Annotated in this window: 29 protein-coding genes and 2 tRNA genes; 19 read left to right on the top strand and 12 right to left on the bottom strand. The window is 35.2% G+C overall.

Translation table 11 applies throughout. The features are described 5' to 3' along the window. Window positions 1–31 precede the first annotated feature (31 nt). Window positions 32–550 carry a DNA recombination-mediator protein A gene (locus AC6EJB_RS10640; RefSeq protein ID WP_498491456.1) on the bottom strand — a complete coding sequence of 173 codons (519 nt, stop codon included), beginning with the start codon at window positions 548–550 and terminating at the stop codon, window positions 32–34. Window positions 551–590: 40 nt separating this feature from the next. Then, entirely contained in the window at window positions 591–1682 is a 1092-nt protein-coding gene (locus AC6EJB_RS10635) for a phosphotransacetylase family protein (RefSeq protein WP_498491454.1), read from the bottom strand. Window positions 1683–1830: 148 nt separating this feature from the next. Between AC6EJB_RS10635 and AC6EJB_RS10630 the strand changes: the two genes are divergently transcribed. Next, on the top strand, window positions 1831–2580 hold the full coding sequence (locus AC6EJB_RS10630; protein WP_498491453.1) for an SDR family oxidoreductase: 750 nt from the start codon (window positions 1831–1833) through the stop codon (window positions 2578–2580). Window positions 2581–2594: 14 nt separating this feature from the next. Here the strand turns inward: AC6EJB_RS10630 and map are convergent, their stop codons facing one another. After that, window positions 2595–3434, bottom strand: a complete 840-nt coding sequence (map, locus tag AC6EJB_RS10625; protein ID WP_498491451.1) for a type I methionyl aminopeptidase — start codon at window positions 3432–3434, stop codon at window positions 2595–2597. Between the two features lie 300 nt (window positions 3435–3734). Here map and rplS point away from each other — a divergent pair, with 300 nt between their 5' ends. The 5 genes from rplS to gltX all read left to right on the top strand — a co-directional run bounded on the left by rplS (window position 3735) and on the right by gltX (window position 6307). Continuing rightward, window positions 3735–4223, top strand: coding sequence for a 50S ribosomal protein L19 (gene rplS, locus AC6EJB_RS10620; protein ID WP_498491449.1), 489 nt, complete (start codon window positions 3735–3737; stop codon window positions 4221–4223). Between the two features lie 60 nt (window positions 4224–4283). Beyond that, window positions 4284–4356: transfer RNA gene (locus AC6EJB_RS10615), tRNA-Trp, on the top strand. A gap of 35 nt (window positions 4357–4391) precedes the next feature. Beyond that, window positions 4392–4580: an SH3 domain-containing protein gene (locus AC6EJB_RS10610; RefSeq protein ID WP_006043540.1), complete on the top strand. Its 189-nt coding sequence runs from the start codon at window positions 4392–4394 to the stop codon at window positions 4578–4580. A 201-nt stretch (window positions 4581–4781) separates the two neighbouring features. After that, window positions 4782–4855 (top strand) — tRNA-Asp (locus AC6EJB_RS10605). Window positions 4856–4876: 21 nt separating this feature from the next. Further along, window positions 4877–6307, top strand: coding sequence for a glutamate--tRNA ligase (gene gltX, locus AC6EJB_RS10600; RefSeq protein WP_498491448.1), 1431 nt, complete (start codon window positions 4877–4879; stop codon window positions 6305–6307). Here the strand turns inward: gltX and AC6EJB_RS10595 are convergent. From AC6EJB_RS10595 to tsaD, 4 genes are all read right to left on the bottom strand, one after another. Continuing rightward, window positions 6263–7507 (bottom strand): cation:proton antiporter, encoded by a 1245-nt coding sequence (locus AC6EJB_RS10595; RefSeq protein ID WP_498491447.1) that lies wholly within the window; start codon window positions 7505–7507, stop codon window positions 6263–6265. The genes gltX and AC6EJB_RS10595 overlap by 45 nt on opposite strands. 169 nt (window positions 7508–7676) lie before the next feature. After that, window positions 7677–8153: a DUF1643 domain-containing protein gene (locus AC6EJB_RS10590; protein WP_498491446.1), complete on the bottom strand. Its 477-nt coding sequence runs from the start codon at window positions 8151–8153 to the stop codon at window positions 7677–7679. A gap of 90 nt (window positions 8154–8243) precedes the next feature. Then, window positions 8244–8426, bottom strand: a complete 183-nt coding sequence (locus AC6EJB_RS10585; RefSeq protein ID WP_498491444.1) for a high light inducible protein — start codon at window positions 8424–8426, stop codon at window positions 8244–8246. Between the two features lie 31 nt (window positions 8427–8457). After that, entirely contained in the window at window positions 8458–9528 is a 1071-nt protein-coding gene (gene tsaD / locus AC6EJB_RS10580; RefSeq protein WP_498491443.1) for a tRNA (adenosine(37)-N6)-threonylcarbamoyltransferase complex transferase subunit TsaD, read from the bottom strand. A 73-nt stretch (window positions 9529–9601) separates the two neighbouring features. Between tsaD and AC6EJB_RS10575 the strand changes: the two genes are divergently transcribed. Together AC6EJB_RS10575 and psaJ are read left to right on the top strand one after the other, a co-directional pair. Continuing rightward, entirely contained in the window at window positions 9602–10159 is a 558-nt protein-coding gene (locus AC6EJB_RS10575) for a Photosystem I reaction center subunit III (RefSeq protein WP_498491442.1), read from the top strand. 41 nt (window positions 10160–10200) lie between these two features. Next, on the top strand, window positions 10201–10338 hold the full coding sequence (psaJ, locus tag AC6EJB_RS10570; protein ID WP_269604761.1) for a photosystem I reaction center subunit IX: 138 nt from the start codon (window positions 10201–10203) through the stop codon (window positions 10336–10338). 22 nt (window positions 10339–10360) lie between these two features. Here psaJ and gmk read toward each other — a convergent pair whose 3' ends face one another. Beyond that, entirely contained in the window at window positions 10361–10921 is a 561-nt protein-coding gene (gmk, locus tag AC6EJB_RS10565) for a guanylate kinase (protein ID WP_498491440.1), read from the bottom strand. A gap of 68 nt (window positions 10922–10989) precedes the next feature. Here gmk and AC6EJB_RS10560 point away from each other — a divergent pair, with 68 nt between their 5' ends. From AC6EJB_RS10560 to tatC, 3 genes are all read left to right on the top strand, one after another. Beyond that, window positions 10990–12693, top strand: a complete 1704-nt coding sequence (locus tag AC6EJB_RS10560; protein WP_498491439.1) for an Rqc2 family fibronectin-binding protein — start codon at window positions 10990–10992, stop codon at window positions 12691–12693. A gap of 41 nt (window positions 12694–12734) precedes the next feature. Further along, the gene (locus AC6EJB_RS10555) at window positions 12735–12986 is read left to right on the top strand and encodes a hypothetical protein (RefSeq protein ID WP_413389984.1); all 252 of its coding nucleotides are present in this window, start codon (window positions 12735–12737) and stop codon (window positions 12984–12986) included. Window positions 12987–13209: 223 nt separating this feature from the next. After that, window positions 13210–13929: a twin-arginine translocase subunit TatC gene (tatC, locus tag AC6EJB_RS10550; RefSeq protein WP_498491438.1), complete on the top strand. Its 720-nt coding sequence runs from the start codon at window positions 13210–13212 to the stop codon at window positions 13927–13929. On the opposite strand, the gene AC6EJB_RS10545 is transcribed toward tatC, so the two are convergent. Next, a complete protein-coding gene (locus AC6EJB_RS10545) occupies window positions 13895–14257 on the bottom strand; it encodes a DUF3067 family protein (protein WP_498491437.1) in 363 nt (120 codons plus the stop codon). The genes tatC and AC6EJB_RS10545 overlap by 35 nt on opposite strands. Before the next feature lie 83 nt (window positions 14258–14340). Between AC6EJB_RS10545 and petC the strand changes: the two genes are divergently transcribed. From petC to AC6EJB_RS10520, 5 genes are all read left to right on the top strand, one after another. After that, window positions 14341–14877, top strand: a complete 537-nt coding sequence (gene petC / locus AC6EJB_RS10540; RefSeq protein ID WP_269604750.1) for a cytochrome b6-f complex iron-sulfur subunit — start codon at window positions 14341–14343, stop codon at window positions 14875–14877. A gap of 7 nt (window positions 14878–14884) precedes the next feature. Next, window positions 14885–15850 (top strand): cytochrome f, encoded by a 966-nt coding sequence (gene petA, locus AC6EJB_RS10535; protein ID WP_498491435.1) that lies wholly within the window; start codon window positions 14885–14887, stop codon window positions 15848–15850. Between the two features lie 13 nt (window positions 15851–15863). After that, window positions 15864–16775: a prolipoprotein diacylglyceryl transferase gene (lgt, locus tag AC6EJB_RS10530; RefSeq protein ID WP_498491433.1), complete on the top strand. Its 912-nt coding sequence runs from the start codon at window positions 15864–15866 to the stop codon at window positions 16773–16775. Beyond that, entirely contained in the window at window positions 16772–17524 is a 753-nt protein-coding gene (gene cobM, locus AC6EJB_RS10525; RefSeq protein ID WP_498491432.1) for a precorrin-4 C(11)-methyltransferase, read from the top strand. The genes lgt and cobM overlap by 4 nt, the downstream gene beginning before the upstream one ends. A 117-nt stretch (window positions 17525–17641) precedes the next feature. Continuing rightward, the gene (locus AC6EJB_RS10520; RefSeq protein WP_498491431.1) at window positions 17642–18139 is read left to right on the top strand and encodes a helix-turn-helix domain-containing protein; all 498 of its coding nucleotides are present in this window, start codon (window positions 17642–17644) and stop codon (window positions 18137–18139) included. On the opposite strand, the gene AC6EJB_RS10515 is transcribed toward AC6EJB_RS10520, so the two are convergent. Beyond that, window positions 18136–19770 (bottom strand): Ppx/GppA phosphatase family protein, encoded by a 1635-nt coding sequence (locus AC6EJB_RS10515; protein WP_498491430.1) that lies wholly within the window; start codon window positions 19768–19770, stop codon window positions 18136–18138. The genes AC6EJB_RS10520 and AC6EJB_RS10515 overlap by 4 nt on opposite strands. Window positions 19771–19879: 109 nt before the next feature. On the opposite strand from AC6EJB_RS10515, the gene AC6EJB_RS10510 reads away from it, so the two are divergent. Continuing rightward, complete coding sequence (locus AC6EJB_RS10510; RefSeq protein WP_498493042.1) at window positions 19880–20746, top strand: 4-hydroxybenzoate polyprenyltransferase; 867 nt, start codon at window positions 19880–19882, stop codon at window positions 20744–20746. Window positions 20747–20777: 31 nt separating this feature from the next. After that, entirely contained in the window at window positions 20778–21650 is an 873-nt protein-coding gene (locus AC6EJB_RS10505; RefSeq protein WP_498491429.1) for a S66 peptidase family protein, read from the top strand. Here the strand turns inward: AC6EJB_RS10505 and ispD are convergent. After that, window positions 21637–22314: a 2-C-methyl-D-erythritol 4-phosphate cytidylyltransferase gene (ispD, locus tag AC6EJB_RS10500; protein WP_498491428.1), complete on the bottom strand. Its 678-nt coding sequence runs from the start codon at window positions 22312–22314 to the stop codon at window positions 21637–21639. The two genes, AC6EJB_RS10505 and ispD, sit on opposite strands and share 14 nt — an antisense overlap. A 157-nt stretch (window positions 22315–22471) precedes the next feature. Between ispD and fabG the strand changes: the two genes are divergently transcribed. Continuing rightward, complete coding sequence (fabG, locus tag AC6EJB_RS10495) at window positions 22472–23224, top strand: 3-oxoacyl-[acyl-carrier-protein] reductase (protein ID WP_498491427.1); 753 nt, start codon at window positions 22472–22474, stop codon at window positions 23222–23224. 278 nt (window positions 23225–23502) lie between these two features. On the opposite strand, the gene AC6EJB_RS10490 is transcribed toward fabG, so the two are convergent. Then, window positions 23503–23679 (bottom strand): hypothetical protein, encoded by a 177-nt coding sequence (locus tag AC6EJB_RS10490; protein ID WP_498491426.1) that lies wholly within the window; start codon window positions 23677–23679, stop codon window positions 23503–23505. Window positions 23680–23699: the final 20 nt, after the last annotated feature.

The raw sequence follows: 23699 nt of genomic DNA, 5'->3' as shown, positions 1-23699 counted from the left end.
CTAGAGGAAGAAAATTATCTTTGATTGAAAATTAATCAAAAAACATCAGGCTCACAACTTTTCCCATATCTTCAGCACTATGACAACTACTCAATAATGTTTCACTATCATGAAATGCGAAACAAATCAGTTGATCACATCTGTTAATAATTTCTTGATTACAGAGACTACTTGCCATTGGCAGAGGTAAATCATTGTTATCTTCTTTCTCTATTAAATGTAAAACGCTACCAAGAAGATCCTTAACCTCTGGGGTTTGCCTATCTAGTGACTGAGGCAACAAAACAGTTAAGAGAGAGGGATTAACATCTAGAACCGCTCTAATTACTGCAGCATTTACGCCCTGAGAACCTGAAGTAATTATCGAATGTCCCTCTTGAGCCAAAGATCTAGCAATTAATTCGACTATATGAATAGATACAACAGGTACATGCCTGCTCCCTAAAAAAGCAATTCTTCTCTTCCCCTCATTTTTCAACAAGGCCAATTCCTGAGCGAGAGTATCAACTCGTCCCAATGCAGGAAGATCGAGTGATCGACTCAAGGACATCTTAATTCAGATAATTTAAAGGTAGCCACTATTAATGAACTCAAGAAGAAATTCCTAAAGTTTTAAAGATTCGATCAAGATCACAATGTTCTTGTACTAATCGAAAAGCATAAGTAGCTTTAACTGTCTCATGAAGACGAACATGCCCAAAAGCTTGCTCAATAACTTCAACTGTTGAGAGTGTATCCCTATCAACTTTTAACAATGGGACATCTAATTCTTCTGATCTATTAATTAATTGTGGTAGTGGTTCGCCAGCACCTGTCAGTATCAAGCATTGAGTAGAGGCTTCCAAAGCCGCCAATTGGATATCTGTTCGATCAGCTCCGGTCACTACTGCCATATTACGTCTTCTTCGAAAAAATTCCATTGCAGAATTCACACTCATCGCGCCAATACTCAAAGTCTCGACCATCAGCTCAAGCCTGTCAGAGCAGCAAATAACTCGAGCATTTAAACGTCTCACCAATTCTTCAACAGTGACACTCCTCAACAAAGGGGACCTAGGCATTACTCCAAAAACATCTAAACCTAGTGACTTAAGTGATGGAACTATATTTTCTTTTATATCTTTGATTTGATCAGGGTTAACAGCATTTAGGACAACACCACCTAGATGATCTCCTAATTGATTTTTAGCCTCCAACAAAGCTTCAACACTTCTACTATCTTGCCAAAAATGAGCTAGTAAAACTTTAGCATTTAAACCTTTAGCAAGTTGACTAAGACTTAATCCATACAAGAGTCCCTCGTGCAAGCTACCTGCTGCTTCGAGAATATTTATAGCCTCACCAGAAGAATTAAGAGATAACTTAAAATCGTTAAATTTAATCCCAGGATCTAAGATGTTATCTTGAATCCTCTTTCTAGCGGTAGAGGCAGACAAAAATTGAAGCGAAGGTATTAAGTTCTCATCTGATAATTTTAATGTTTCTCCAACAAACCTGACATCGTCATCAATCATATTTTCAATGTCTCCTCTTTCAGAGATATTTAATTCAAGGCTTGTGGCTAATGGTTTACCAAATCTAACCAAATGATTCGAAGCAATTAAATTTCTTGCCATGCCAAGAACTAACGCTGACTTACCGCTAAATGGTTCACATGATCCAATTAGAAAGGTCTTGCTCATTAATTAAAGATCTATGTGAAATTAATATCTTTATAAGTTTAGGCTTTTTGTAAAAGTTCTCAACACTAAATCTGTATAAAATTCTCATTAGACAAATATTCTCAAGTAACTTCAAACTATTTGTAAGAAATACAATGGATTCAACTCAATGAACAAAAACTTGTCAGTTGACTCAAGGTTTAAAGGTTTAAGAATTGCCATAACTGGTGCAAATGGAACTCTTGGAAAGTCACTTATTGAAGTACTGAGAAAGAAAGGGGCTTATGTAGTTGGCTTAACTCATGAAAGAAAAAATAATAGTGACTCTTCAGGAAGCAATCCAAATGACTGGATTCTTTGGTCCTGTGGGAAAGAAGGACTCCTTTTAAACACCCTTGCTAATGTTGATATTTTGATACTTAATCATGGATTTAACCCAAAACAAATGATTGATTCAAATAATATAAATAAAACCATAGAAATAAATTCACTTAGTCATTGGAGATTAATAGAAGTTTTTGAGAATATATCCCTATCTAATAAAGCAAAAAAGCACAGTCCAAAAGAAGTATGGGTAAATACATCTGAGGCAGAGTTTCAAATAGCTTTTAGTCCAGTCTATGAAATAACAAAACGTCTGATAGGTGAACTTGTAAGTTTAAAAAAAATTAATTTGTTAATAGAAAAAAGAAATTCTCTTATTATCAAAAAACTAATCTTAGGTCCTTTTAAATCTAAACTAAATCCACAAGGAATTCTAAGTCCTGAATTCGTAGCAGAAAAGATAGTACAAAAAGCAGAAAATGATGCTTACTTAATCATAGTAACTCCTAATCCCTTTACTTATTTATTAATGCCATTAACTGAATCAATTAGAATATTATATTCAAGATTTATTAAAAGAATTTACTCAAATTAACCCTCAAAGAAAAATCAATCTCCTCTATCAGTAAGGATCTCGAATCCATTTTCAGTAACTAAGACAGTATGCTCCCATTGAGCAGATAGATTACCATCTTTTGTAATTACAGTCCATCCATCACGAAGTGTTTTGCAATGCTTTGAACCAAAATTAATTATTGGTTCAACTGCAATTGTCATACCCTCTCTCAGAGTAATATTTGGCAAATCATTAGTTCTAAAATTAAATACCGAAGGTTCTTCATGAAGATTTCTTCCAACTCCATGTCCTGTGTAATCTTCGACAATACTAAAACCGTTAGCTTTAACATAATCTTCTATCGCTCCTGCAATATCAAGAAGTTGGTTTTTTGGCTTAATTTGTTTTATTCCAAGCATCAAAGCTTCTTTAGCTACTTTACTTAATTCAATTGCTTCATCTGAAGTATTACCTACGCATATAGTTATGCAACTATCTCCGTGATAACCATTATAAAAAGCTCCCGTATCTACTTTGAGTAAATCTCCATCATTAATAATTTTTGTCTTACTTGGTATTCCATGAACAACCTCGTTATTTATACTTGAACATATGCTACCTGGGAAGCCATGATATCCTTTAAAACTTGGTGTTGCATCATGATCTCTTATTCGTTTTTCTGCATAATTATCTAGATCCAAAGTAGACATTCCAGGTTTAACTAAGTCTCTAATCTCACTCAATACAGTTGCAACTATTTTACTAGATTTACGCATAATTTCTATCTCTCTGGAAGACTTAATTTCCACTCCTCTCCTTTGTTTAATAACTGGACCTTTATTGATAGGGATTTTTGAGTTTGCAGAAGAAAGAAGATCAGAAAAAAGTTTCATTGTTCAGAAAAAGTAAAAACCTCAAAATTTGCATTTCATTAACAAATTAATAATAGTTGAACTATGAAATGAAGAGGGGCAGTTTTATTAAAAAAATTCTTTTCTTTAATAAAATTTCTATATTAAAAAAAGTTAGCGAAAGCTAATTTTTCTTTCAAACGATCAATCAGTGACTGCATAAAAGCCAAATGAGAAAATCATGGTCAAACAGGGGTGCCAAGATCCAGAAATATAAAAAATTTTTAATTTGAGAAACCAGCGGTTACAATAAAGACTCGGCCAAATTAAGAGCAATTGGTGATGTCCGTTGATTCGAAAGAGCCCTCATCTGAGGAGGTAAAAGTTGAAGATGAATCAAATGCTTCAGAGGTGTCTGAGGTAAAACTTGCTTCTGAAACAAAATCTAAAGGAAAGAAAATTCCAGTTAAAAAGTTCTCTCCTGCAGAATTAATAAAGACTTTTGAAGACGCACAACTAAGTAAAGATCTCCCTGATATTTACGTGGGAGATACAGTTCGTGTTGGTGTCCGAATAAGTGAGGGTAATAAGGAGAGGGTTCAACCCTATGAGGGTGTTGTAATAGCAAAGAGACATGGAGGAATTCATCAGACAATTACAGTAAGAAGAATTTTTCAAGGAATAGGAGTTGAAAGAATCTTTCTGGTTCACAGTCCACAAGTTGCATCCATTAAGGTTGAACGCCGAGGTAAAGTAAGAAGAGCGAAGCTTTTCTATCTGCGTGAGCGAGTGGGCAAAGCCACACGCGTAAAGCAGCGCTTCGACCGCTGAGGTTTCGGCCTCCTCAATCAAAAGTCATTGGTCAACAATGACTTAAAGGGTATATAAAATGCGCCGTTAGTTCAGTTGGTAGAACGCAGGTCTCCAAAACCTGATGTCGGGGGTTCAAGTCCTCCACGGCGCGTTCGAAAACCCTTTCTGCAGTTACTTTTTTAAAGAATGGAGTTGGATCTTCAACCTGGCGATGTCGTAAAAGTTCTTGAGTCAGCCGCATTAGGCTGGGTCAGAGCTCGAGTTATTCGTGTGAAATCAGGTGGCCGTGTAGTAGTGCAAAGCGACCAAGGACGCGAGTTCACAGCTCGTGGAAATCAAGTTAGGCTCATAGAGCCTGCTGGTTTTCGTCCTTAAAAGTCATCTACTTATTTTGTTTTATTTCATGAGCATCTCTCTTCTTAGAGAATTAGATTGAAAAAAACCTTATAAAGATAGTTTTCTTAAGTCAACAATATTAATTCTTAGTTGACTAGAAGGCATTTTTAGGATGATACTCATTGGGCAAAGGCAAAGGATTTCTAATGAAAGATAAAATCCTTTTGAAGGCCTAAAATTGGGACCGTAGTTCAACTGGTTAGAGCACCGCCCTGTCACGGCGGAAGTTGCGGGTTCGAATCCCGTCGGTCCCGTATCTAAATCGTATTAGAGCTTTGACAGTTAGGGTAAGATTGGCACCAAGTCCAACAGGAACACTTCATCTAGGAACAGCGAGAACTGCTTTATTTAACTGGCTCTTTGCAAAAAAACAAGGTGGAACTTTTCTCTTAAGAATTGAAGATACTGATTTTGAAAGATCAAAAAAAGAGTATATAAAAAACATATATGATGGGCTGCAGTGGCTAGGAATTCACTGGGATGAATCCCCAACAATTCAAAGTAAAAGAGTAAATGAACATAAAAAACTAATAAAAAGCCTTATCGATAAAGGATTTGCATATAAGTGTTATGCATCAGAAGCTGAATTAGATGAAATGAGAGAAACTCAAAAGAGAAATGGTTTAGCTCCAAAATACGATAATAGGCACAGAAACCTAACTCCAGAGCAAGAATCAGAATTTATAAAGGTTGGAAGAGAACCGGTTATCAGATTCAAAATCAGTGATCAAAAATTAATTTCTTGGAATGACTTGATTAGAGGAGAAATGACTTGGAGTGGTAAAGATTTAGGAGGGGATATGGTCATTGCAAGAAGAGCACCAGCAAATTCAATAGGTGATCCCTTATACAACTTAGTAGTTGTTGCAGATGATTCTGCAATGAAAATCTCTCATGTAATAAGAGGAGAAGATCATCTTGCAAATACAGCAAAGCAAATTCTTCTTTACGAAGCTCTTGGTCTGAATATTCCAGTTTTTGCTCATACACCTCTAATTCTTAATTCTGAAGGTAAAAAACTTTCAAAAAGGGATGGGGTTACTTCAATTTCTGAATTCAAAAAAATGGGTTATACAGCAGAAGCGATGGCAAATTATATGACTCTTCTTGGCTGGTCTCCTCCAGAGGGGATTGATGAAAGATTCAAAATCTCAGAAATTGCAGATGTCTTTAGTTTCCAAAAGGTTAATAAAGCTTCAGCAAAATTTGATTGGGACAAATTGAACTGGCTCAATTCTCAAGTAATCCATGAAATGTCGGCTGAAACTCTATTGGAAAATTTAGATCCTTTATTTAAAGAAAATGGATGGCAACTTCCAAGTCAAGAATGGGGAATCCATCTTGTAACTTTAATAGGACCATCCATGGTTCTTATTAATGATGGAGTTGATCAAGCTAAACCTTTTTTTGAAGAGCCAGAATTAAGTGATGATGGCAAAAAGCAGTTGGAAACAAAACAAGCAGTGGTTATTTTAAAGTTTATTCTTGAAAAATTGATAAATTCAACGGCTGTATTCTCTTCTAAAGAAGAAGCGTTTGATTTAATAAATCAAGCGACAAAAACCTGCGAAGTAAAAAAAGGTATTGTTATGAAAAGTCTTAGAGCTGCGCTTTTCGGAACTCTTAATGGACCTGATTTAATTCAAAGTTGGGTTTTACTTTCAAGAGTCAGTAAAGATAGAACCCGAATTAGTAGGTTTATCTAGATCTTTATCTTCATCCAACAAGCCCAACATTTTTGCTAAAGGTTGAGCTGTTAAACCTTGTATGCCTACTGTCATTAATATTGTTAAAAAAACTAATCCTTGAAGTTTTCCAGCCCCTAAAACACCTGCCTGTTCTAATCTAATAGAAAATAAAGAGGCAACTGCTGCTGTTACTATCCCGCGCGGAGCTAACCAACCAAGAAACAATCTTTGTTTATTTTCAAGAGGTAATCCATAAGTTGCTATCGATACAGCTATTGGCCTCACTACGATCATCAAAAAAAGCACACAAGTTATACCTCCCCACCCTAAAGGACTTAATTCCCCCCATGAAACATCTGCTGCTAGTAGAGGGAAAAGCATGGTTATAGCTAACTGAGCGAGCTCTCTAATTAATTTATCAAGCTCATTCGCCTGCGTAGATGGTCTTTGTCCAACAACAAATCCTGCGGCAACAGATGCAGGTAATCCTGATTCAGGTAATAACCATTCACATACCCCATATAGTAAAAAAATAACCCCAAGAGTTAGTTGCAATCTGATCCCTATATAAGGTTCAGATCGTAAGCGCTTCAAACCTTCTGATAACAAAAGGCCTGCTATTGAACCAATTAAAACTCCTCCCCCAAGCCTTGAAAGTAAACCAAGCAGTAACTCTCTCCAGCCATGCAAATCTCCTACAACAAGTTCTAACAGCAAAAGTGCGAGCACAGCTCCGATGGGTTCTAGGATCAATCCTTCAGCTTCAAGAACATCACTTAATGGTGATGCAAGTCGAATTTGTCGAACTAATGGAGTTACAACAGTTGGTCCAGTAGCAAGAACAATTGCGCTGTAAACACCTGCTACTGACCAACCAAGTCCTGCAAACCAATGAGCAGCAAAGAAGCCCGCTGCTAGTGAGATAATTAATCTAATTGAAGAAATTCTTAGAACTATTGACTTGATTGTTCCCCCAGGGAATCGAAGATTTAAACCACCATCAAATAAAACAAGACTTACCAATAACCCTACTATTGTCTCCAACCCCTTACCTAGATCTAAAGGTTCAACCAATCCAAGACCTGATCTCCCAATCAATAAACCAGAAAGCAACAATAGAACTACCCCAGGAAGTCCTGTTAGCACTGATAGTAACCTTGCTCCAGCTCCAGAAAAAACTGTGATACCCCAGAGCAAGCCCAGTCGCTCAGGAGTCATAAATAACTAGCAATGAAGACATAAACGAGTATCATTAAATCTACCTAAGAAAATAAATAAGTTAATAAGCTGATTTTACCTTCATATTCTTATAGAGTAGCAACCCTTTCAATCCAAATATAATTTATACATTCTACTTTAGAAAATAACTTACAAAACCAATAAAAAATTACAAATCAAATTTTCTTAAGAAAGATCGATTAGGCATATAGAGAGGGTGACGAGGGTTCCCTTTTTTGGTCAGGCCAAGACATAAAACACGTTGAAGAGAATTATTTTCATTTGGCTTTAAATTCGAAAAATTTTTAATTAATTTTAGAACTTTACGATCACGTCCTTTTAATTGTCCTTTATCACCCCACCCTAACCACAAATCGCAATTACTATCTTTTCGCCAAAATTCTAATGATTTCAAAGTAATTAAATCATTATTTATCCCTATTGAATCATGGCTTTTTGATAGTAAAATGGGAGCCTTAGAAATAAGTCCAAAGAGATTTATTATATAGATATTTTTATAATTCCATCGTGAACAAAAATTAATTATCTTCACCATAGTCCTATCGTTAATTGATGAATTAGCTTTTGAAGGATTCAAGCCAATAAAAATTACCGTCTTTTTACCACTTAACAATTCTCTTTTCAAAATCCAACGATAAGACCTACATTCACTAAATAAGCAGAATGACAAACAAAAAATTAGATCTAAATAATATTATAAAACCAATACTTTTTACTAGCCAGAAAAAATTAAATTTGATACTAAAAGACTAGTTAAGACAATAATTAAACCTGCAATTGCCATTCTGCCGTTCCATATCTCAGCTTGAGGAGTGAAACCTCTCTTCCATGAATTAAGTTCACTTGAGCTTGCCGGCCTAGTTGATTTATTCGCTTCATTTCGATTGTTTACAGGCATAATAAAAAATTAAAAAGCTTAAAAATATTGATTAAAAAGGAGGATTAGAATCATAAAGTAAATCAGATTTTTCTAAGGGCCAACGAGCGGAGACACCTAGTTCCATTGAACTTTGATAATTATTAGATGACAACCTTAACAACGCTGCCGCACCAATCATTGCAGCATTATCAGTACAAAATTCCATTGGTGCAAGAGCAATATTAATAGAATTTTCAGACGCTTTTGCAAGCATCATTTCCCTTAATCGGAGATTTGCCGCAACTCCTCCTACAAGTACAAGAGAATTTAGACTTTGATCAAGAGCACATCGAAGGCTCCTCTCTACTAGGACCTCCGCCACTATGTTTTCAAAACTTGCAGCAATGTCCTCTATTGGTAATTTTTTATTTTCTGAATTGATTTTTTCTATCTGTCTATATACAGCCGTTTTCAACCCACTAAAAGAAAAGTCATATGGATAAAAACCCCCTTCAGGGTTAGACACTCTCCCTTTTGGGAACAAGAACTTTTTTGGATCTCCAGATTTAGCTATTTTTTGTATTGCTGGACCACCCGGATAGGAAAGTCCCAATAATCTTGCAACCTTATCAAAAGCTTCTCCAGCTGCATCATCATGGCTTCTACCAAGACGTTGATACTTATGTTGAAAATCTACTTTTATCAATTCGGTATGCCCTCCACTGACCAATAAGACTAAGAAAGGAGGTTTAGGATGATTTTTCGACAAATATATTGATGATAGATGTCCCTCCAAATGATGAATTCCCAAAAATGGAATTTGATGCAAATTTGCTAAAGTTCTCGCCGTAATTGATCCCACCAAAAGTGAACCTGCTAATCCTGGAGTAACAGTTGCTGCTACTGCATCTATATCTTGTATCTGTAATTTTGATTTTGCAAAAACTTTTTCAATTAAAAATGGAAGATTTTCCAAATGTCTTCTTGAAGCAATTTCCGGAACAACTCCACCCCAATTAGCATGTTCTTGCATTTGCGAAGCTATTTCATGACCTATCAAATCAATTTTTCCTTTTTCATCAGAAACTAAAGCTGCTGCAGACTCGTCACAACTTGTTTCGAGGGATAAAATTATTGACATTTATAGCTAGTCATCAACTAAGTTTAGTATTGAAATCCCATTAAAACAGGGAAACAGATAAAAATCAGAACTCATGAGTCGTCTTTTATCAATTTTACTTTCAGCATTTCTTTTATTAGGAATAGCTCCAATTGCTAATGCAAGGCCAGGCCCAGCACTAAACGCTGATAGAGCCCCTACAGATTTCACTGCTTCTGCTTTGGTATCTTGCGCTGATAATCCCCGTTTCCAAGAGAGAGCGAGCACAGCCTCCACAGATCAGGCAATAAAAAGATTTGAAAGATACAGCAAAGCCTTATGTGGAGATGATGGGCTTCCTCATTTAATAATTGGTCCTCCTATTGAACCTTGGGGTGCATGGATTAACAGAGGTCACGAAGGAGATCTCCTAATTCCAGGAGTAATGTTTATCTATATTGCAGGTATTATTGGTTGGTCTGGAAGGGAATATGTAAGAGCTGTTAGAGGCAAAAAGAACGCTGCAGAATATGAAATCATAATTGATACTGATTTGGCTTGGCAATGTTTAAAAAGAGGAGCGGCTTGGCCTCTACAAGCCAATAGAGAAGGGAAGAATGGAGAACTCAGGGAAAAAGATAATAATGTGACTCTTAATGGTCCAAGAGGCTAAATAAATTATTTATTCCTAAAACCACTTAATTTTTTTCACTAATGTTTCAATTATTTCGTACTAAATGGTTTAGATCAGCCCCAGTCGTGGCAGCGATTTGGATCACAATAACAGCAAGTATTATTGTTGAATTTAATAGATTCGTACCAGACCTACTTTTCCACCCGATGTCCTTTTAAAAATATAAATTATTAATTAAATTTAATTTTTTAATCCCATTAAACCTTCAATTTCCTTGAAGGTTTTTTCTATATCTTCATTAATAATTACAGCGTCAAACTCTTTTTTCGCAATAAGCTCCTTCTTTGCGATGGCCAAACGATCTCTAATAGATTCTTCGGTCTCAGTTCCTCTCCCTCTAATTCTTTTTTCAAGTTCAGATAAATTTGGTGGTGCTAAAAATATTTGCAATGCTTCAGGGAAAGACTTTCGAATTTGTCGAGCACCTTCTAATTCAATTTCAAGAAGAACATTTGTTCCTTTTTCTATTTTTTCTTTAACTATTTTTTTGGGAGTTCCATAAAAATTATTAGAGAATGAAGCCCACTCAAGAAAACCTTCACTATCAATTATTTCTTGAAAGTTTTTCTTGTCTAAGAAAAAATAATGCACCCCCTCAAATTCTCCCTGTCTTGGTTTGCGAGTAGTGGCAGAAATAGAAAGCCATACATCACTATGGCTATCAAGGATTTTCCTAACAATTGTTCCTTTACCCACCCCACTTGGGCCAGTAAGAACTGTAAGATTTCCTAAAGATGACATAATTAAATCCTATCCTATTTACCTTCTGAAGGTTGATTACGTTATTTATAAAGTTAAAAGGATGATAAATGAACAAAGTTCCAATTCAAATAATGGACTTAACAACCCTTAAAGCGGTTGTTTTTGAACTTAACCAAGACATAGTTCCAAGTAGATTTGAGAACGCACAACAAATTGATTCAAATACGCTTCAATTAGGATTAAGAACACTTGAAAAACTTACATGGATTGAAATCAGTTGGCTTGCTGAGTCCCCAAGAATTGTACAAATACCACCTCCAAAAAGATATGGTGAAAAAAGCACATTAGCTAAACAACTAAAACATTTATTAGTTAATTTAGCTTTGGTAAATATAGAACAAACTGGTTTTGAAAGAATAGTAAGGTTTAAATTCTCTAGCAGACCTGGTAAAGAAATTGAGAAAGAAGTTGTAGTCGAGTTGATGGGTAGACACAGTAATATTTTACTTTTAGACAGCTCAAGCAAAGTTGTTACTCTTGGGAAAAAAATAAAAAAAAATCACTCAAGGCTAAGGCCAATGGGGACTGGAGATAGTTACAAATCTCCTCCACCTCTTAAAGGATTACCTCCTAACCTCTCTGAATCATTTCAAAAATGGAAAGAGAATATATGCCTGGTTCCATCAACATTCAAGAATTGCCTTAAAGATACTTATCAAGGAATAAGTCCAGCTCTAACATTACAAATTGCAAGCAATAATCACGATGAAGCAATTAAAATAATAAATCAATCGGTAACAAGTATTGAATTAAAAACATGGGAAGCAATATATCAAAGATGGAAAAAGTGGTTAGTAGATATTGAGAATAATAATTACACTATTAATTTCAATGGTCCAACTGATTTTGTAGTCTGGGGAAAAGTCAACTCAACAGTTGAGAATACACAAATTGGTATTAGACTTGGCATATATTATTCAAATAAAATTATAGATAGACAAATAAACTCTATTAGAGAAAAATTAAAAAATGATCTCCAAAAATCAAAAGATGATGAAAAAAGAAAACTAGAAGCGCAGAGATTACTAATTAAAAACATCTCTGAATATATAGCCATGCAAAAGAAGGCTAATAATATTCTAACTTTAAAATCTCCAACAAAGAAGCAAATAATTGAGGCTCAGAATCTATTCAAAGAAGCTAAAAGAAAAAAAAGATCTAGAGAATCAATTCTAAATAGAGTAGAATTTCACAAAAAGAAAATATCTGAGATTGAATATTTTGAGTTATTTCTCGATTCATTAATGTTTGAGTATCATAAGTCTAATAAAAATAAACTAGATTCACTAATTGAACTTAAAGAAGAGGTAGAAGAATATATTTGCATTAAAAAAAATTCATCCAAATTTAAATCAAATAGAAAAAAAGAACAGACTTCAACTATAAAAGAGATTCAAAGTCCTAGTGGTCTAAAGATTCAAATAGGTTCTAATAACAGGCAAAACGAATTCATTAGTCTAAGGCAAGGGAAAAAAGGAGATCTCTGGTTTCATGCTCAAGAGACACCTGGAAGCCATGTTGTACTTAAATCATCCAATGGACTTGTTGATGATAAAGATATTGAATTAGCTGCTGATCTTGCTTCTTTCTTTAGCCGTGCGAAAGGCAACAAGCTTACACCAATAATTATGGTTCCAATTGAGAATCTAAAAAGGATATCAGGGTCGTTACCAGGGACAGTTAGTCATAGGGGTGGGAAGGTCCTATGGGGAAAAGCTGAGAGAGCTGCGAAATATTTCCACCAGAAGTGAACTTCAATGACTTACTATCATCTTGATTAGACCAGTTTAAAATGATTGATTTTTTGCTAGGCACGCATGAGTTTCTTGGTAATCACACTTTCCCAGAATTTTTAATTGGATATGCATTTGGAGCAGCCTTAATTATTGGAGCTCCCACAGTCTTTCTTTTATTAGCATTTACAAGCGCATTAATGAAAACTAACGGAAAAATGGGTGGCTACAAAGAATATGCTAGTTATGGTGAATCTTCACTAAATGATTGTCCTCCTTTTATTTTGCCTGACCCAACAAAAAACAAGTAAAAATCATATCCTAATTTATTATTAATCAATAATTTATCTCTTCCAAAAATATCTAGCAAAATTTCTTACTAACTACTTACAAACTCAATTTACTATTAAAATAATCTTAATAAGCCAAATCAACCTGAATAGCTCTAACAAAAACAAAAATATTTTAAAAGCTCCTCCTCCTATAAGGATCGAGGGAAAAGCTAATTCAAAAGAGGCATCTCAATCTTTTGAGATGCCTTTAGTTGATCATCTTGAAGAACTTCGTCAGAGGATCCTAAAAAGTCTTATAGCAATTCTTCTTTCATCAGGTTTTTGTTTGTTATTTATCAAGAAACTTGTACAAGCATTAGAGATTCCAGCGGGAAAAATACAATTTTTACAAGTAGCACCTGGTGAATTTTTATTTACTTCAATAAAAGTTGCAGGTTATGGAGGGCTTACTCTGTCTCTTCCTTTCATACTTTACCAATTTTTAAAGTTCATCCTTCCAGGATTAACTAAAAAAGAGAAGGTTTTGATAGCACCATCAGTTGCAGGTTCAGCAATTTTATTTTTCTTAGGAATTTTCTTTGCTTGGAAGGCTTTGATACCTGCAGCCTTGGGATTTCTAATAAATTATGGGGCCGATGTGGTTGAACCAATCTGGTCAATAGAAAAATATTTAGATTTTGTCCTTCTACTTATGCTTTCAACTGGTTTAGCCTTCCAACTACCAATACTCCAATTAATTTTAGGTTTCTTTGAAATAATTTCTTGGAAAAAGATGTTATCTGCATGGAGATTGGTAGTTATGGCATCAGCCATTGCAGGAGCAGTTTTAACTCCATCAACTGATCCCATAACTATGCTCCTTTTATCAACATCGATAACTTTTTTGTTTTTTGTTGGAATTGGTTTAGTTGCATTAACAACAAATCTCAAACAACAAATTCGTCCATCCTTTGATCCTTAGGCAAAGCCAATGTAATCGCTTTACCTAGTCTTGGTTTGGCCTGAACATTTTCCAGCCAATTTCTAACAAAATTTGATTGGCCAGCACGGTTAATTATTTCTAAGGTTCGATTTAAGTTTTCTTTAAAGGTGTCTTCATCGATAGGAAAAGACTGTTGCTCTAGGAATCCCCACATCATTTGCAAATATATACGGTCTCTTTTTATTAACAAACGCAAATCATATGTTACGCCCCAGCGCCTTCTTAAGCACTTCATTACTTCTTCTGCTTCCAATGGAGTTGAAGAAGAGTAACGACCAGAATTTGACGCATTAAATTCAAAACTCATTTCAAAACCTAGTCTTAGCAGAGATTAATAACCCGTTATGTGTCCATTCTGGTCTAATATCCATGTATAGGTGAACGTCTGTAATGACACAAATGACAACTGCAGATGTGCCCTCAATGGGCAGAAGGCAGTTCATGAATCTGCTTACATTTGGAACAGTTACAGGGGTTGCGTTAGGAGCGTTATATCCAGTAGCTCAATACTTTACTCCCTATAGAGCAGGCGGAGGTGGTGGTGGAACAAATGCAAAAGATGAGTTAGGAAATAATGTAAGTGCAAGTGGTTGGCTATCCACCCATCCAGTTGGTGATAGAAGTTTGGTCCAAGGACTTAAAGGTGATCCAACCTATCTAATAGTTGAAGGCGAAGATGCAATTACTAGTTACGGAATTAATGCGATTTGTACTCATCTTGGTTGTGTAGTTCCATGGAATAGTGGAGCAAATAAATACATGTGTCCATGTCATGGAAGTCAATACGATTCCACAGGAAAAGTTGTAAGAGGTCCAGCCCCTCTATCTCTAGCGATAGCTCATGTCTCAGTTGAGGATGATCAAGTTCTAGTAAGTCAGTGGACAGAAACTGATTTCCGAACTGGTACTGATCCTTGGTGGGGATGATAAATAAATGACAAAACACTTCAATACCATTTTAAAAACCATGAGTCGTTCATTAAAACTTTTTCTCTTTTCAGTTTTTATAGGGTTTTCAATATTTGTAATTCCTCAACCAACTTGGGCATACCCATTTTGGGCTCAACAAAAATTTGAAAATCCTAGAGAGGCAACAGGAAAAATTGTTTGCGCTAATTGTCATGTAGCAAGTATGCCAACAAGAGCTGAAGTGCCTCAGGCAGTTGCTGCTGATAGTGTTTTCAAAACAGTAGTAGAAATACCTTATAAAAAGGACCTACAAGAGATTGGAGCTGATGGAAGCAAAGTTCCTCTCCAAGTTGGAGCCGTTGTAATGCTTCCAGATGGATTTAAGCTTGCTCCTCAAGAAAGATGGACTGATGAAATTAAAGAAGAGACTCAAGGTGTTTACTTCACCCAATACAGCGAGGAACAAGAAAATATTATTTTAGTAGGTCCTTTACCTGGGGATCAAAACAAAGAGATTGTTTTCCCTGTATTATCTCCTGATCCTAGAAAAGACAGCAATTATAATTTTGGAAAGTATTCAATTCATGTAGGAGGTAACAGAGGAAGAGGTCAAGTTTATCCAACTGGTGAAAAAAGCAATAACAATTTGTTTACGGCAACAAATTCAGGCACAATAACTTCAATAGAAACCAACGAAGATGGAACACAAATAATTAATCTAAACAATGAAGAAGGAGAAAGTTTTACTGAAAACCTTCCTGCTGGGACTTCATTATTAATAAAAGAAGGTGACACTATTGAGAAAGGTGCAAAATTAACTGAAGACCCAAATGTTGGGGGTTTTGGTCAACTTGACAAGGAAATAGTTTTACAAAGTAAGGCAAGGGTTATTGGAATGATAATTTTCTTTATAGGAGTTGGATTATCCCAAATAATGCTAGTTCTTAAAAAGAAACAAGTAGAAAAAGTTCAAGCTGCTGAAGGAATATAAAATCAAATAGTTGATGGAACATATATTTTTAGCGCTTAGATCACCTGGGCCTGAGTTGTTTCAACTGGGGCCTTTTTCATTAAGGTGGTATGGATTACTAATAGCTATTTCAGTTTTATTAGGTTTAAATTTATCAGGTGAGTTAGCTTTAAAAAAAGGATTAAAAAAAAGCGTTATTAACGATTTACTTCCTATTTTAGTTTTCGCATCTGTGATTGGTGCAAGAATTTATTATGTTGTATTTGAATGGAGAAACTACACTGGAAAAAACTTCTGGAGTTCTATTAATTTCCTGAACTTAAATATTCCTATTCCCAGTGCGATAGAAATTTGGGGAGGAGGTATTGCAATTCATGGGGCCATGATTATGGGCTCATTATCTATTATATTTTTTTGCCGCTGGAGAAAAGAGCCTTTTTGGGATGTTTTAGATGTTTTGGTTCCCTCAGTTGCCTTAGGCCAAGCAATAGGTAGATGGGGGAATTTTTTTAATAATGAAGCTTTTGGGATACCTACAAATTTACCCTGGAAATTATTTATACCTTATAGATTTAGGCCAGAAATATTCTCAATGCAAGATTTTTTTCACCCTACCTTTCTTTATGAATCAGTATGGAATATTTTAGTTTTTGGTATACTGATTTTTCTTTTTAGAAAAGCAAATAAAAGAGAACTTAATCTACCATCGGGCAGTTTAAGTTGCTTATATTTAATCACTTACAGCTTAGGAAGGTTTTGGATAGAAGCCTTAAGAACCGACCCTCTCTGCTTGGGTGGGTTTCCACCTTTTTGTGAGGGAGGACTACGAATAGCACAATTGATTAGTTTATTTTTAATTAGCACAGGATTATTAGGACTATGGAGAATTTATATTTCTAAGAAACCACTACCCGATCCTTCCTTAACTAATGGGAGAAATCAATGAATCCGATTTCAATTGTCGGAGCAGGTCCCGGCGCTTTAGATTTAATTACTATAAGAGCTCAACAAAGACTAAAAACAGCTGATGTTCTTGTTTGGACTGACTCTCTAATCCCTATACAAATAACAAAACTTGTTAAAAATGATTGTGAAAAGATAAAGACAAGTTCATTAACTCTAGAAGAGATCATTTTAATTTTAATTAAAAAACATAAGGAAGGTAAAAAAATTGTTCGTCTTCATGATGGTGACCCTTGCTTATATGGAGCAATATCAGAACAAATATGTAGATTAAATGATGAAGGAATTGAGGTAGAAGTGGTTCCTGGAGTAAGTGCCTATCAAGCAACAGCAGCAACTTTAGGGTTCGAACTAACAATTCCAGATTTAACCCAAACAATAATACTTAGCAGAGCTGATGGTAGAACAGGGAAACCAGAGAGGGAAGGTCTTCAAAAACTAGCATCTATTCAATCTTCTTTATGTCTTTACCTAAGTGCAAGACATGTAGAAGAAGTTCAATCCATACTTATAAAGTACTATCCTGCGAATACTCCTGTAGCAATTGCATATAGAGTAACTTGGCCAGATGAATGGATAAAAGTTATACCTTTAAGTGAGATGGCAAAAACATCTTTAGAACAAAATTTAATCAGAACAACTTTATATATAATTAGTCCAACATTAAAAATAGGTAATAATAGATCAAAGCTTTATAATCCTACTCATTCACATTTATTTAGGTCGAGTTAAAAAGAAAAGACAAGGAATAAATTTTAACAATCATTAAAGCCATAGATAAATTATCTTTTAGAGACAAATGACTTTACAGATCCTTTAGAATAAATTTAATAACCAAAAGGTTTTTAATTGGAAAAAAGTGATGAAAGAAAAAGCGATAGTTCTCATATCGCAAATAAAAAATCCGCATTACGAACTGTTGGTGAGTTTCTCAAGGAAGCCCGACAAGGTAGAAATCTTTCAGTAGAGGATCTATCTTCCTCGCTTAGAATTGGGCAAGAACAATTGATTGCACTTGAATCAGGTGATGAAAGCGCACTTCCTGAAAAAGTTTTTATTAGAGCAATGGTTCGAAGAATTGCCGAGAAATTGAACTTAGATACAAGTTTTATTCTTGAAGAACTTAATGAAAAGAAAAACAATGCCCCTAAACTTAGTGCTGTGATTAAGAAGAAAAATACTAGAAAAAATAGAGATTTCAATCCACTGAGCATGGTAATTGTATCGGGTGCTTTAGGATTATTTACTTCAATTATGCTATTAAAATATATTCAAGGAGTGCAAGATAATTCGATTAATCCGCAGCGAAGTGATATCTTTTTATTAGACAAAAAGGTTTCTTCTTAAAGGATGTTTATATCAACATCCTTAATTTTCTTAATTAGTGAAATTGCCTTATTTAAGCTCCATTTCTCAAGATCCAAATTTTGACCTAAGTCCTTAGGAATTAGCTCTATATTAACTTTTTTATTATTAGCCTCAATAACTATCTTTGATATCAAAGGTTCTGGTCTTCTATCCAAAGAGCATGAGAGACGAAGAAGTAAAGACATGTCTGCAACCAAGTTTCTTTGACTATCATCGACTAATAATTGCCAAGATTCATGTCTTTTTTTTGGAAAACTTTTCCTGTGATACCTTGCAATAGCCGCCACCATCAAATGCTCACTTTGGGAATAACCTAAGAGTTCTCCATTTTTAATTAAATACCACGAATGCTTATGATAGGCACTTATATTGATATGTTTTCCACAGGCATGAAGTCTAGCTGCTGCCCACAAAAGTTCTTTACCTTCCCCATTATCATTATGCAAAATCCCTTTAGTATAATCATAAAAAACAAGGGCACATTCTGATACACTTTTTGATCGTTTTGGATTAACACCAAATCTTTTTGATTGATGAATAACTGTTCTTTCTCTTATTGAGCCTTGAAAGCTCAACTGATCTTTTAAATAATTATTTCGACACATCCAATCAACAACTAATCCTTCCCTAAGAGCTCTCTCACTTAAAATAATTTCATTAACATTAACCATATTCATTATTGTTTGTAAAATCAATGCCCCGGGGACAATTATTTCAGATCTTCTTTCACTTAATGACGATAATTCACTCCGTTCGGAAGGTGTCATTTTTACTAATTGACTAACAATCATATCCAGATTATTTTTTTGAATTTTATATCCTTGTAATTTTGATTGCATATGATTTTCTTTATTAGATATCAATGCACCAATAGCCATGGCAGTTCCACTAGTTGCGACTAAAACTGGTGTATCTCCTACTTCAATCCTCTTAGATACTTTATCAATTGCAGACTCCATGGAGCCTCTGATAAAAGACCGGAGAAATAATTCAGTTTGAGAGGATATTGGATCTTTTTTAATAAATTCTCTTTGTAATCTTACTGCTCCAATCTTTGTACTTGTTAATGCTCTGGCCTCAGAACTATCAGCAAGGATTAATTCTGTAGAACCTCCTCCAATATCTAGAACGAGATGAGGTTTATTTCCAAATTGCATCCCTGAAAGTACACCTAGATAAATCAATCTTGCTTCTTCTGCTCCGCTTATCAATTCAACATCTAATCCTATCTTCTTTTTTATTTCAGAAATAAAGGTTTTCCCATTTGGTGCTTCTCTAACCGCACTTGTAGCAGCAGTAATAAGACTATCAACCTTATAACTCTCTGATAAATCCTTAAACCTCTTTAATGTTAAAAAAGCTCTGTTCATCGCTAGGGAGGTAAGTTCTCCAGTCTGAGGATCTCTTTCTCCTAATCGTGTTGTTGATTTCTCTGCAAGTTCAATACTAAAAGTATTTAATTTTCGCTCAAGCCTTGCAATTAACAAATGAGTTGAGTTGGTGCCAATGTCAATTGTTGCAACACGGCATAATTCAGCATCTTGATTTTCGCCAAGATCCAATTCAATAGAATTCCTTTCAAAGGAATTATTTATTGAGTCACCTAACATAAATGAATAGGTTGAACCTCAATACTCTGACACTCTCAGCACCCCATTGAGAAGGCCTTATAAATCATTATCAATTTGAATTTTCGTGAATAATCTTCTTATCCAAAAAATTAGATATTGTTTTCAACTTCTTAGATGGAACAAACCCAGCGGAAGATTGATTCTTCTTATCCCAGCTGGCTGGTCTCTTTGGTTAACTCCCACAGCCCCACCTTCTTTATTCATTTTGGGAATCACAATCCTAGGTGGATTATTTGTAAGCGGTGCAGGATGTATCGCTAATGATATTTGGGACAGAAAGTTTGACAAGAAAGTAATAAGGACAAAAGAGAGACCATTGGCAAATGGCAAACTATCTGCAAAAGCTGCATGGATAATACTTATTTTAATGTTATTTTTTAGTCTTTTTATAGTTCTTTCAATCCCACATGAAAGTAGAAATTTATGCCTTCTACTTGCCTCATTATCATTACCTTTTATTCTCTTTTATCCTTCAGCAAAAAGATGGTATAAATATCCCCAACTTATTCTTTCTATTTGCTGGGGGTTTTCAGTTCTCATCCCCTGGGCAGCAAGCGAATCTTCTTTAGCAGGAGGCGTACCATTATTATTTTGTTGGCTTGCAACTATTTTTTGGACTTTCGGTTTTGATACTGTGTATGCAATGGCAGATGAAATTGAAGACAAAAGAATTGGTCTAAATAGTAGTGCGATCAGTCTTGGAAAAAAATCAATACAAACAGTTTCTTTTTGCTATGTTTTAACATGTTTTTTTCTAGCTCTTGCAGCTTTCAACGCAAATTTAGAATTAATATTTTGGCCTTTTTGGTTGATAACTTCTGCAGGAATGCAACGAGAGGTTTTCTTATTAAGTTCAAGATCAAAAGGTATTAAGACTTCAGGTTTACATTTCAGCAATCAAGTGAGACTTAGCAGTTTATTACTTCTAGGCATGATCTTAAGCAAACTTTTTTAAGCGATGACAATTTCTTTAGGAAGATTTGCAAATGACTGATCCTTTAAAAAAAGGTGATCTTTTTCACATAGTTGCCGCAAGTTCGCCAATAAGTAACAAAGATGATCTTTACTCTGGGGTCAAAGTCCTTGAGGAGTGGGGATTAATATGCAATCAAATCAATTTAATAGATAGGTCATGGGGCTATTTAGCGGGTAATGATGAAGTTAGATTTAATGAATTGCACCCAAAAAACCATTACCCTCTCTTGGCTTTTGCTAGAGGTGGGTGGGGATCAGCAAGATTACTAGAGAAAAGACAACCATGGAAGGAAGGTTGGATGATAGGTTTTTCTGATTTAACTTCAATACTTCTTGCACGGCTAGCAGGTGGATTTCAAGGAGGAGTGCATGGTCCACTTATTACAACGTTGGGTTCTGAACCAGACTGGAGTAAAGATAGGCTTAAATCAATTTTGTTTGGCAATTGTGTACCAGATATTTATGGAGACCCATGGGGAGGAGGGATCTCTAAGGGGCACCTAATTGTTGGCAACCTAACTGTTCTGACTCACTTAATTGGTACAGTACATCTCCCAATTTTTAAAAAATCAATTTTAATCATCGAAGACATTGGAGAAGCTCCCTACAGAATTGACAGGATGCTAACTCACTTAAGATTGGCGGGGATTCTACAACAATTATCTGGATTAGGTTTCGGTTCATTTTCTTATTGTGAAAACGATAATGACCTAGATAAGAGAAAATCATTTGAGCTAATTGATATTTTCAAAGATCGAACAAAAGATCTTAAAATCCCGATAATCTCAAATTTACCAATTGGTCACTGTCACGGGAATGCATCCCTTCCACTAGGCAGCCAAGCGATCTTAAATGGTAACAAAGGAACACTTAGTCTTTTGTAGAAGACAGCAAAGACTCCGCAATTATGAGATCGAATGGAGTTGTCACTTTAATATTTGATGCTCCTGCATCATAAATTTTTACTGGTAATCCCACTCTTTCGAATAAAGATGCATCATCGGTTACATTCCATCCTTTAGCAATTGCTTCGTTATGTGCATGCTTAAGTTTATTTACTGAAAAGCCCTGTGGAGTCTGCGCTGCCCATAGATCTGAGCGAGGAGGGCTCTCAATAATCTTTCCATCTTTATCAACCTTTTTTATTGTGTCAGTAACTTGTGAAGCTGCAATAACTGCCTGTCCACTAGAAACAATCTTCGCAATATCATCAAAAACAACAGGTCTCACCAAACATCTTGCCCCATCATGAATCAGCACAGACTGAGCATCATCGGGAAGCGCTGACAGTCCTAACTGAACAGACTGCTGTCTTGTTGATCCTCCATTTATCCATGTAACTGACTTCAATGGGTCACTAATAATTGAACAAATAGATCTTTTATCTTTGGGCTGTCCAATAATTCCAATCCAATTTATTGATTTAGAGGCAAAAGCTGCTTTCAAAGTCCACTCTAAAACCGTTTTACCTGCAACCTTTAAAAGGAGCTTGTTTCTATCAGCACCCATTCGACTTCCACTTCCTGCAGCAGCAATTAACAAATGCACGACTGATTCCTCTACATCGATTATTTATTTAATATATTCGACCAGTAGAAATAACTATTTTCATACCTGAACTTAAAGTCTTTTCAAAAATCAAGTAAATAAATAGTAAGTTAAATAAATTCAGTATCGACTCTAACTATTTAAAAATCATATGATTATGAAATCATCAAAATCATTAGAAGGAAAAACTGCACTTGTAACTGGCGCTAGTAGAGGGATTGGTAAGGCAATTGCAATATCTTTAGCACAGGAAGGAGCAGAAGTAATCGTAAATTATTCTTCCTCCCTAGAAAGCGCGAATAAAGTAGTTTCTGAAATAAGCTCTTTTGGGGGCAAGGCATACCCTCTTCAAGCAGATATTTCTAATGAAAACTCAGTAAATGAATTAATAAAAACAGTTTTAGATAAAAATAATAAAATTGATGTTCTGATTAATAACGCAGGAATAACTAAAGATGGTCTTCTTATGAGAATGAAAACTGAAGATTGGCAGAATGTATTGGACCTGAACTTGAGCGGTGTTTTTTATTGCACAAGAGCAGTATCTAGGCAAATGTTAAAACAAAAAAGTGGAAGGATTATCAATATAACTTCTGTAGTTGGATTAATGGGTAACCCAGGACAGGCTAATTATTCTGCAGCCAAGGCAGGAGTAGTTGGATTAACACAAAGTGCTGCTAAGGAATTTGCAAGTAGAGGCATAACTGTCAATGCAGTCGCTCCAGGTTTTATTTCCACAGATATGACAAAGGATTTAAATAGCGACGCAATACTATCTGCCATACCACTTGGAAGATTTGGGAAACCAGAAGACGTTGCAGGAGCAGTTAGATTTTTAGCCGCAGATCCAGCGGCTGCTTACATCACAGGTCAAACAATTCAAGTTGATGGTGGAATGGTAATGAGCTAATCCCCACGGAAGAAACATCAAATAATCCAGCAAAAGCTTGGGAAAAGACGTCAGCCCTTACTTTGATCCTAGGCAAAAAACAAATTTTAATTAGATGAACTGATAAGGAACATTTTTTAATCTTTATGGTAGTCACTAAGCGATATTTAAACCCTGACATAACTCATACAAAAGATTGGATTGCTAACTCGATCAATAACTTTAATCCAAAATCAATTCTTGTTTTTGGTATTTACTTTTCATGTCGCCAGAGTGGTAACTAATGAATTGAGAGAATATCAATTTTCAATAGGTTGACCTAATTCATCTCTCAATCTACGAATACGTTGTAAAAGTTTTAATCTTCTACTTCTTGCTGTGGCTGTAAGAAATATCCTCAAAGGGAAATAAATCAAGGTCATAGTTCCGGCCAACCCAGCCATGAGAATAAAAAATAAAGCTCCTGGATCATTCATAAGTTGACACTAACTACCTT

This window comes from Prochlorococcus sp. G4PB17, from assembly GCF_059772445.1.
The sequence above is the reverse complement of the archived record's forward strand: the minus strand, read 5'-3'. Positions and strand labels throughout refer to the sequence as shown.

Coding starts and splice junctions, on each gene's coding strand:
- cobM (WP_498491432.1), top strand. CDS start 16,772: ATGAATCCGATTTCAATTGTCGGAGCAGGTCCCGGCGCTTTAGATTTA.
- petC (WP_269604750.1), top strand. CDS start 14,341: ATGACACAAATGACAACTGCAGATGTGCCCTCAATGGGCAGAAGGCAG.
- AC6EJB_RS10640 (WP_498491456.1), bottom strand. CDS start 550: ATGTCCTTGAGTCGATCACTCGATCTTCCTGCATTGGGACGAGTTGAT.
- map (WP_498491451.1), bottom strand. CDS start 3,434: ATGAAACTTTTTTCTGATCTTCTTTCTTCTGCAAACTCAAAAATCCCT.
- AC6EJB_RS10635 (WP_498491454.1), bottom strand. CDS start 1,682: ATGAGCAAGACCTTTCTAATTGGATCATGTGAACCATTTAGCGGTAAG.
- AC6EJB_RS10490 (WP_498491426.1), bottom strand. CDS start 23,679: ATGAATGATCCAGGAGCTTTATTTTTTATTCTCATGGCTGGGTTGGCC.
- AC6EJB_RS10585 (WP_498491444.1), bottom strand. CDS start 8,426: ATGCCTGTAAACAATCGAAATGAAGCGAATAAATCAACTAGGCCGGCA.
- AC6EJB_RS10575 (WP_498491442.1), top strand. CDS start 9,602: ATGAGTCGTCTTTTATCAATTTTACTTTCAGCATTTCTTTTATTAGGA.
- gmk (WP_498491440.1), bottom strand. CDS start 10,921: ATGTCATCTTTAGGAAATCTTACAGTTCTTACTGGCCCAAGTGGGGTG.
- tsaD (WP_498491443.1), bottom strand. CDS start 9,528: ATGTCAATAATTTTATCCCTCGAAACAAGTTGTGACGAGTCTGCAGCA.
- AC6EJB_RS10560 (WP_498491439.1), top strand. CDS start 10,990: ATGAACAAAGTTCCAATTCAAATAATGGACTTAACAACCCTTAAAGCG.
- lgt (WP_498491433.1), top strand. CDS start 15,864: ATGGAACATATATTTTTAGCGCTTAGATCACCTGGGCCTGAGTTGTTT.
- AC6EJB_RS10610 (WP_006043540.1), top strand. CDS start 4,392: ATGGAGTTGGATCTTCAACCTGGCGATGTCGTAAAAGTTCTTGAGTCA.
- AC6EJB_RS10545 (WP_498491437.1), bottom strand. CDS start 14,257: ATGAGTTTTGAATTTAATGCGTCAAATTCTGGTCGTTACTCTTCTTCA.
- AC6EJB_RS10505 (WP_498491429.1), top strand. CDS start 20,778: ATGACTGATCCTTTAAAAAAAGGTGATCTTTTTCACATAGTTGCCGCA.
- psaJ (WP_269604761.1), top strand. CDS start 10,201: ATGTTTCAATTATTTCGTACTAAATGGTTTAGATCAGCCCCAGTCGTG.
- petA (WP_498491435.1), top strand. CDS start 14,885: ATGACAAAACACTTCAATACCATTTTAAAAACCATGAGTCGTTCATTA.
- AC6EJB_RS10555 (WP_413389984.1), top strand. CDS start 12,735: ATGATTGATTTTTTGCTAGGCACGCATGAGTTTCTTGGTAATCACACT.
- AC6EJB_RS10515 (WP_498491430.1), bottom strand. CDS start 19,770: ATGTTAGGTGACTCAATAAATAATTCCTTTGAAAGGAATTCTATTGAA.
- AC6EJB_RS10595 (WP_498491447.1), bottom strand. CDS start 7,507: ATGACTCCTGAGCGACTGGGCTTGCTCTGGGGTATCACAGTTTTTTCT.
- fabG (WP_498491427.1), top strand. CDS start 22,472: ATGAAATCATCAAAATCATTAGAAGGAAAAACTGCACTTGTAACTGGC.
- tatC (WP_498491438.1), top strand. CDS start 13,210: ATGCCTTTAGTTGATCATCTTGAAGAACTTCGTCAGAGGATCCTAAAA.
- AC6EJB_RS10630 (WP_498491453.1), top strand. CDS start 1,831: ATGAACAAAAACTTGTCAGTTGACTCAAGGTTTAAAGGTTTAAGAATT.
- rplS (WP_498491449.1), top strand. CDS start 3,735: ATGTCCGTTGATTCGAAAGAGCCCTCATCTGAGGAGGTAAAAGTTGAA.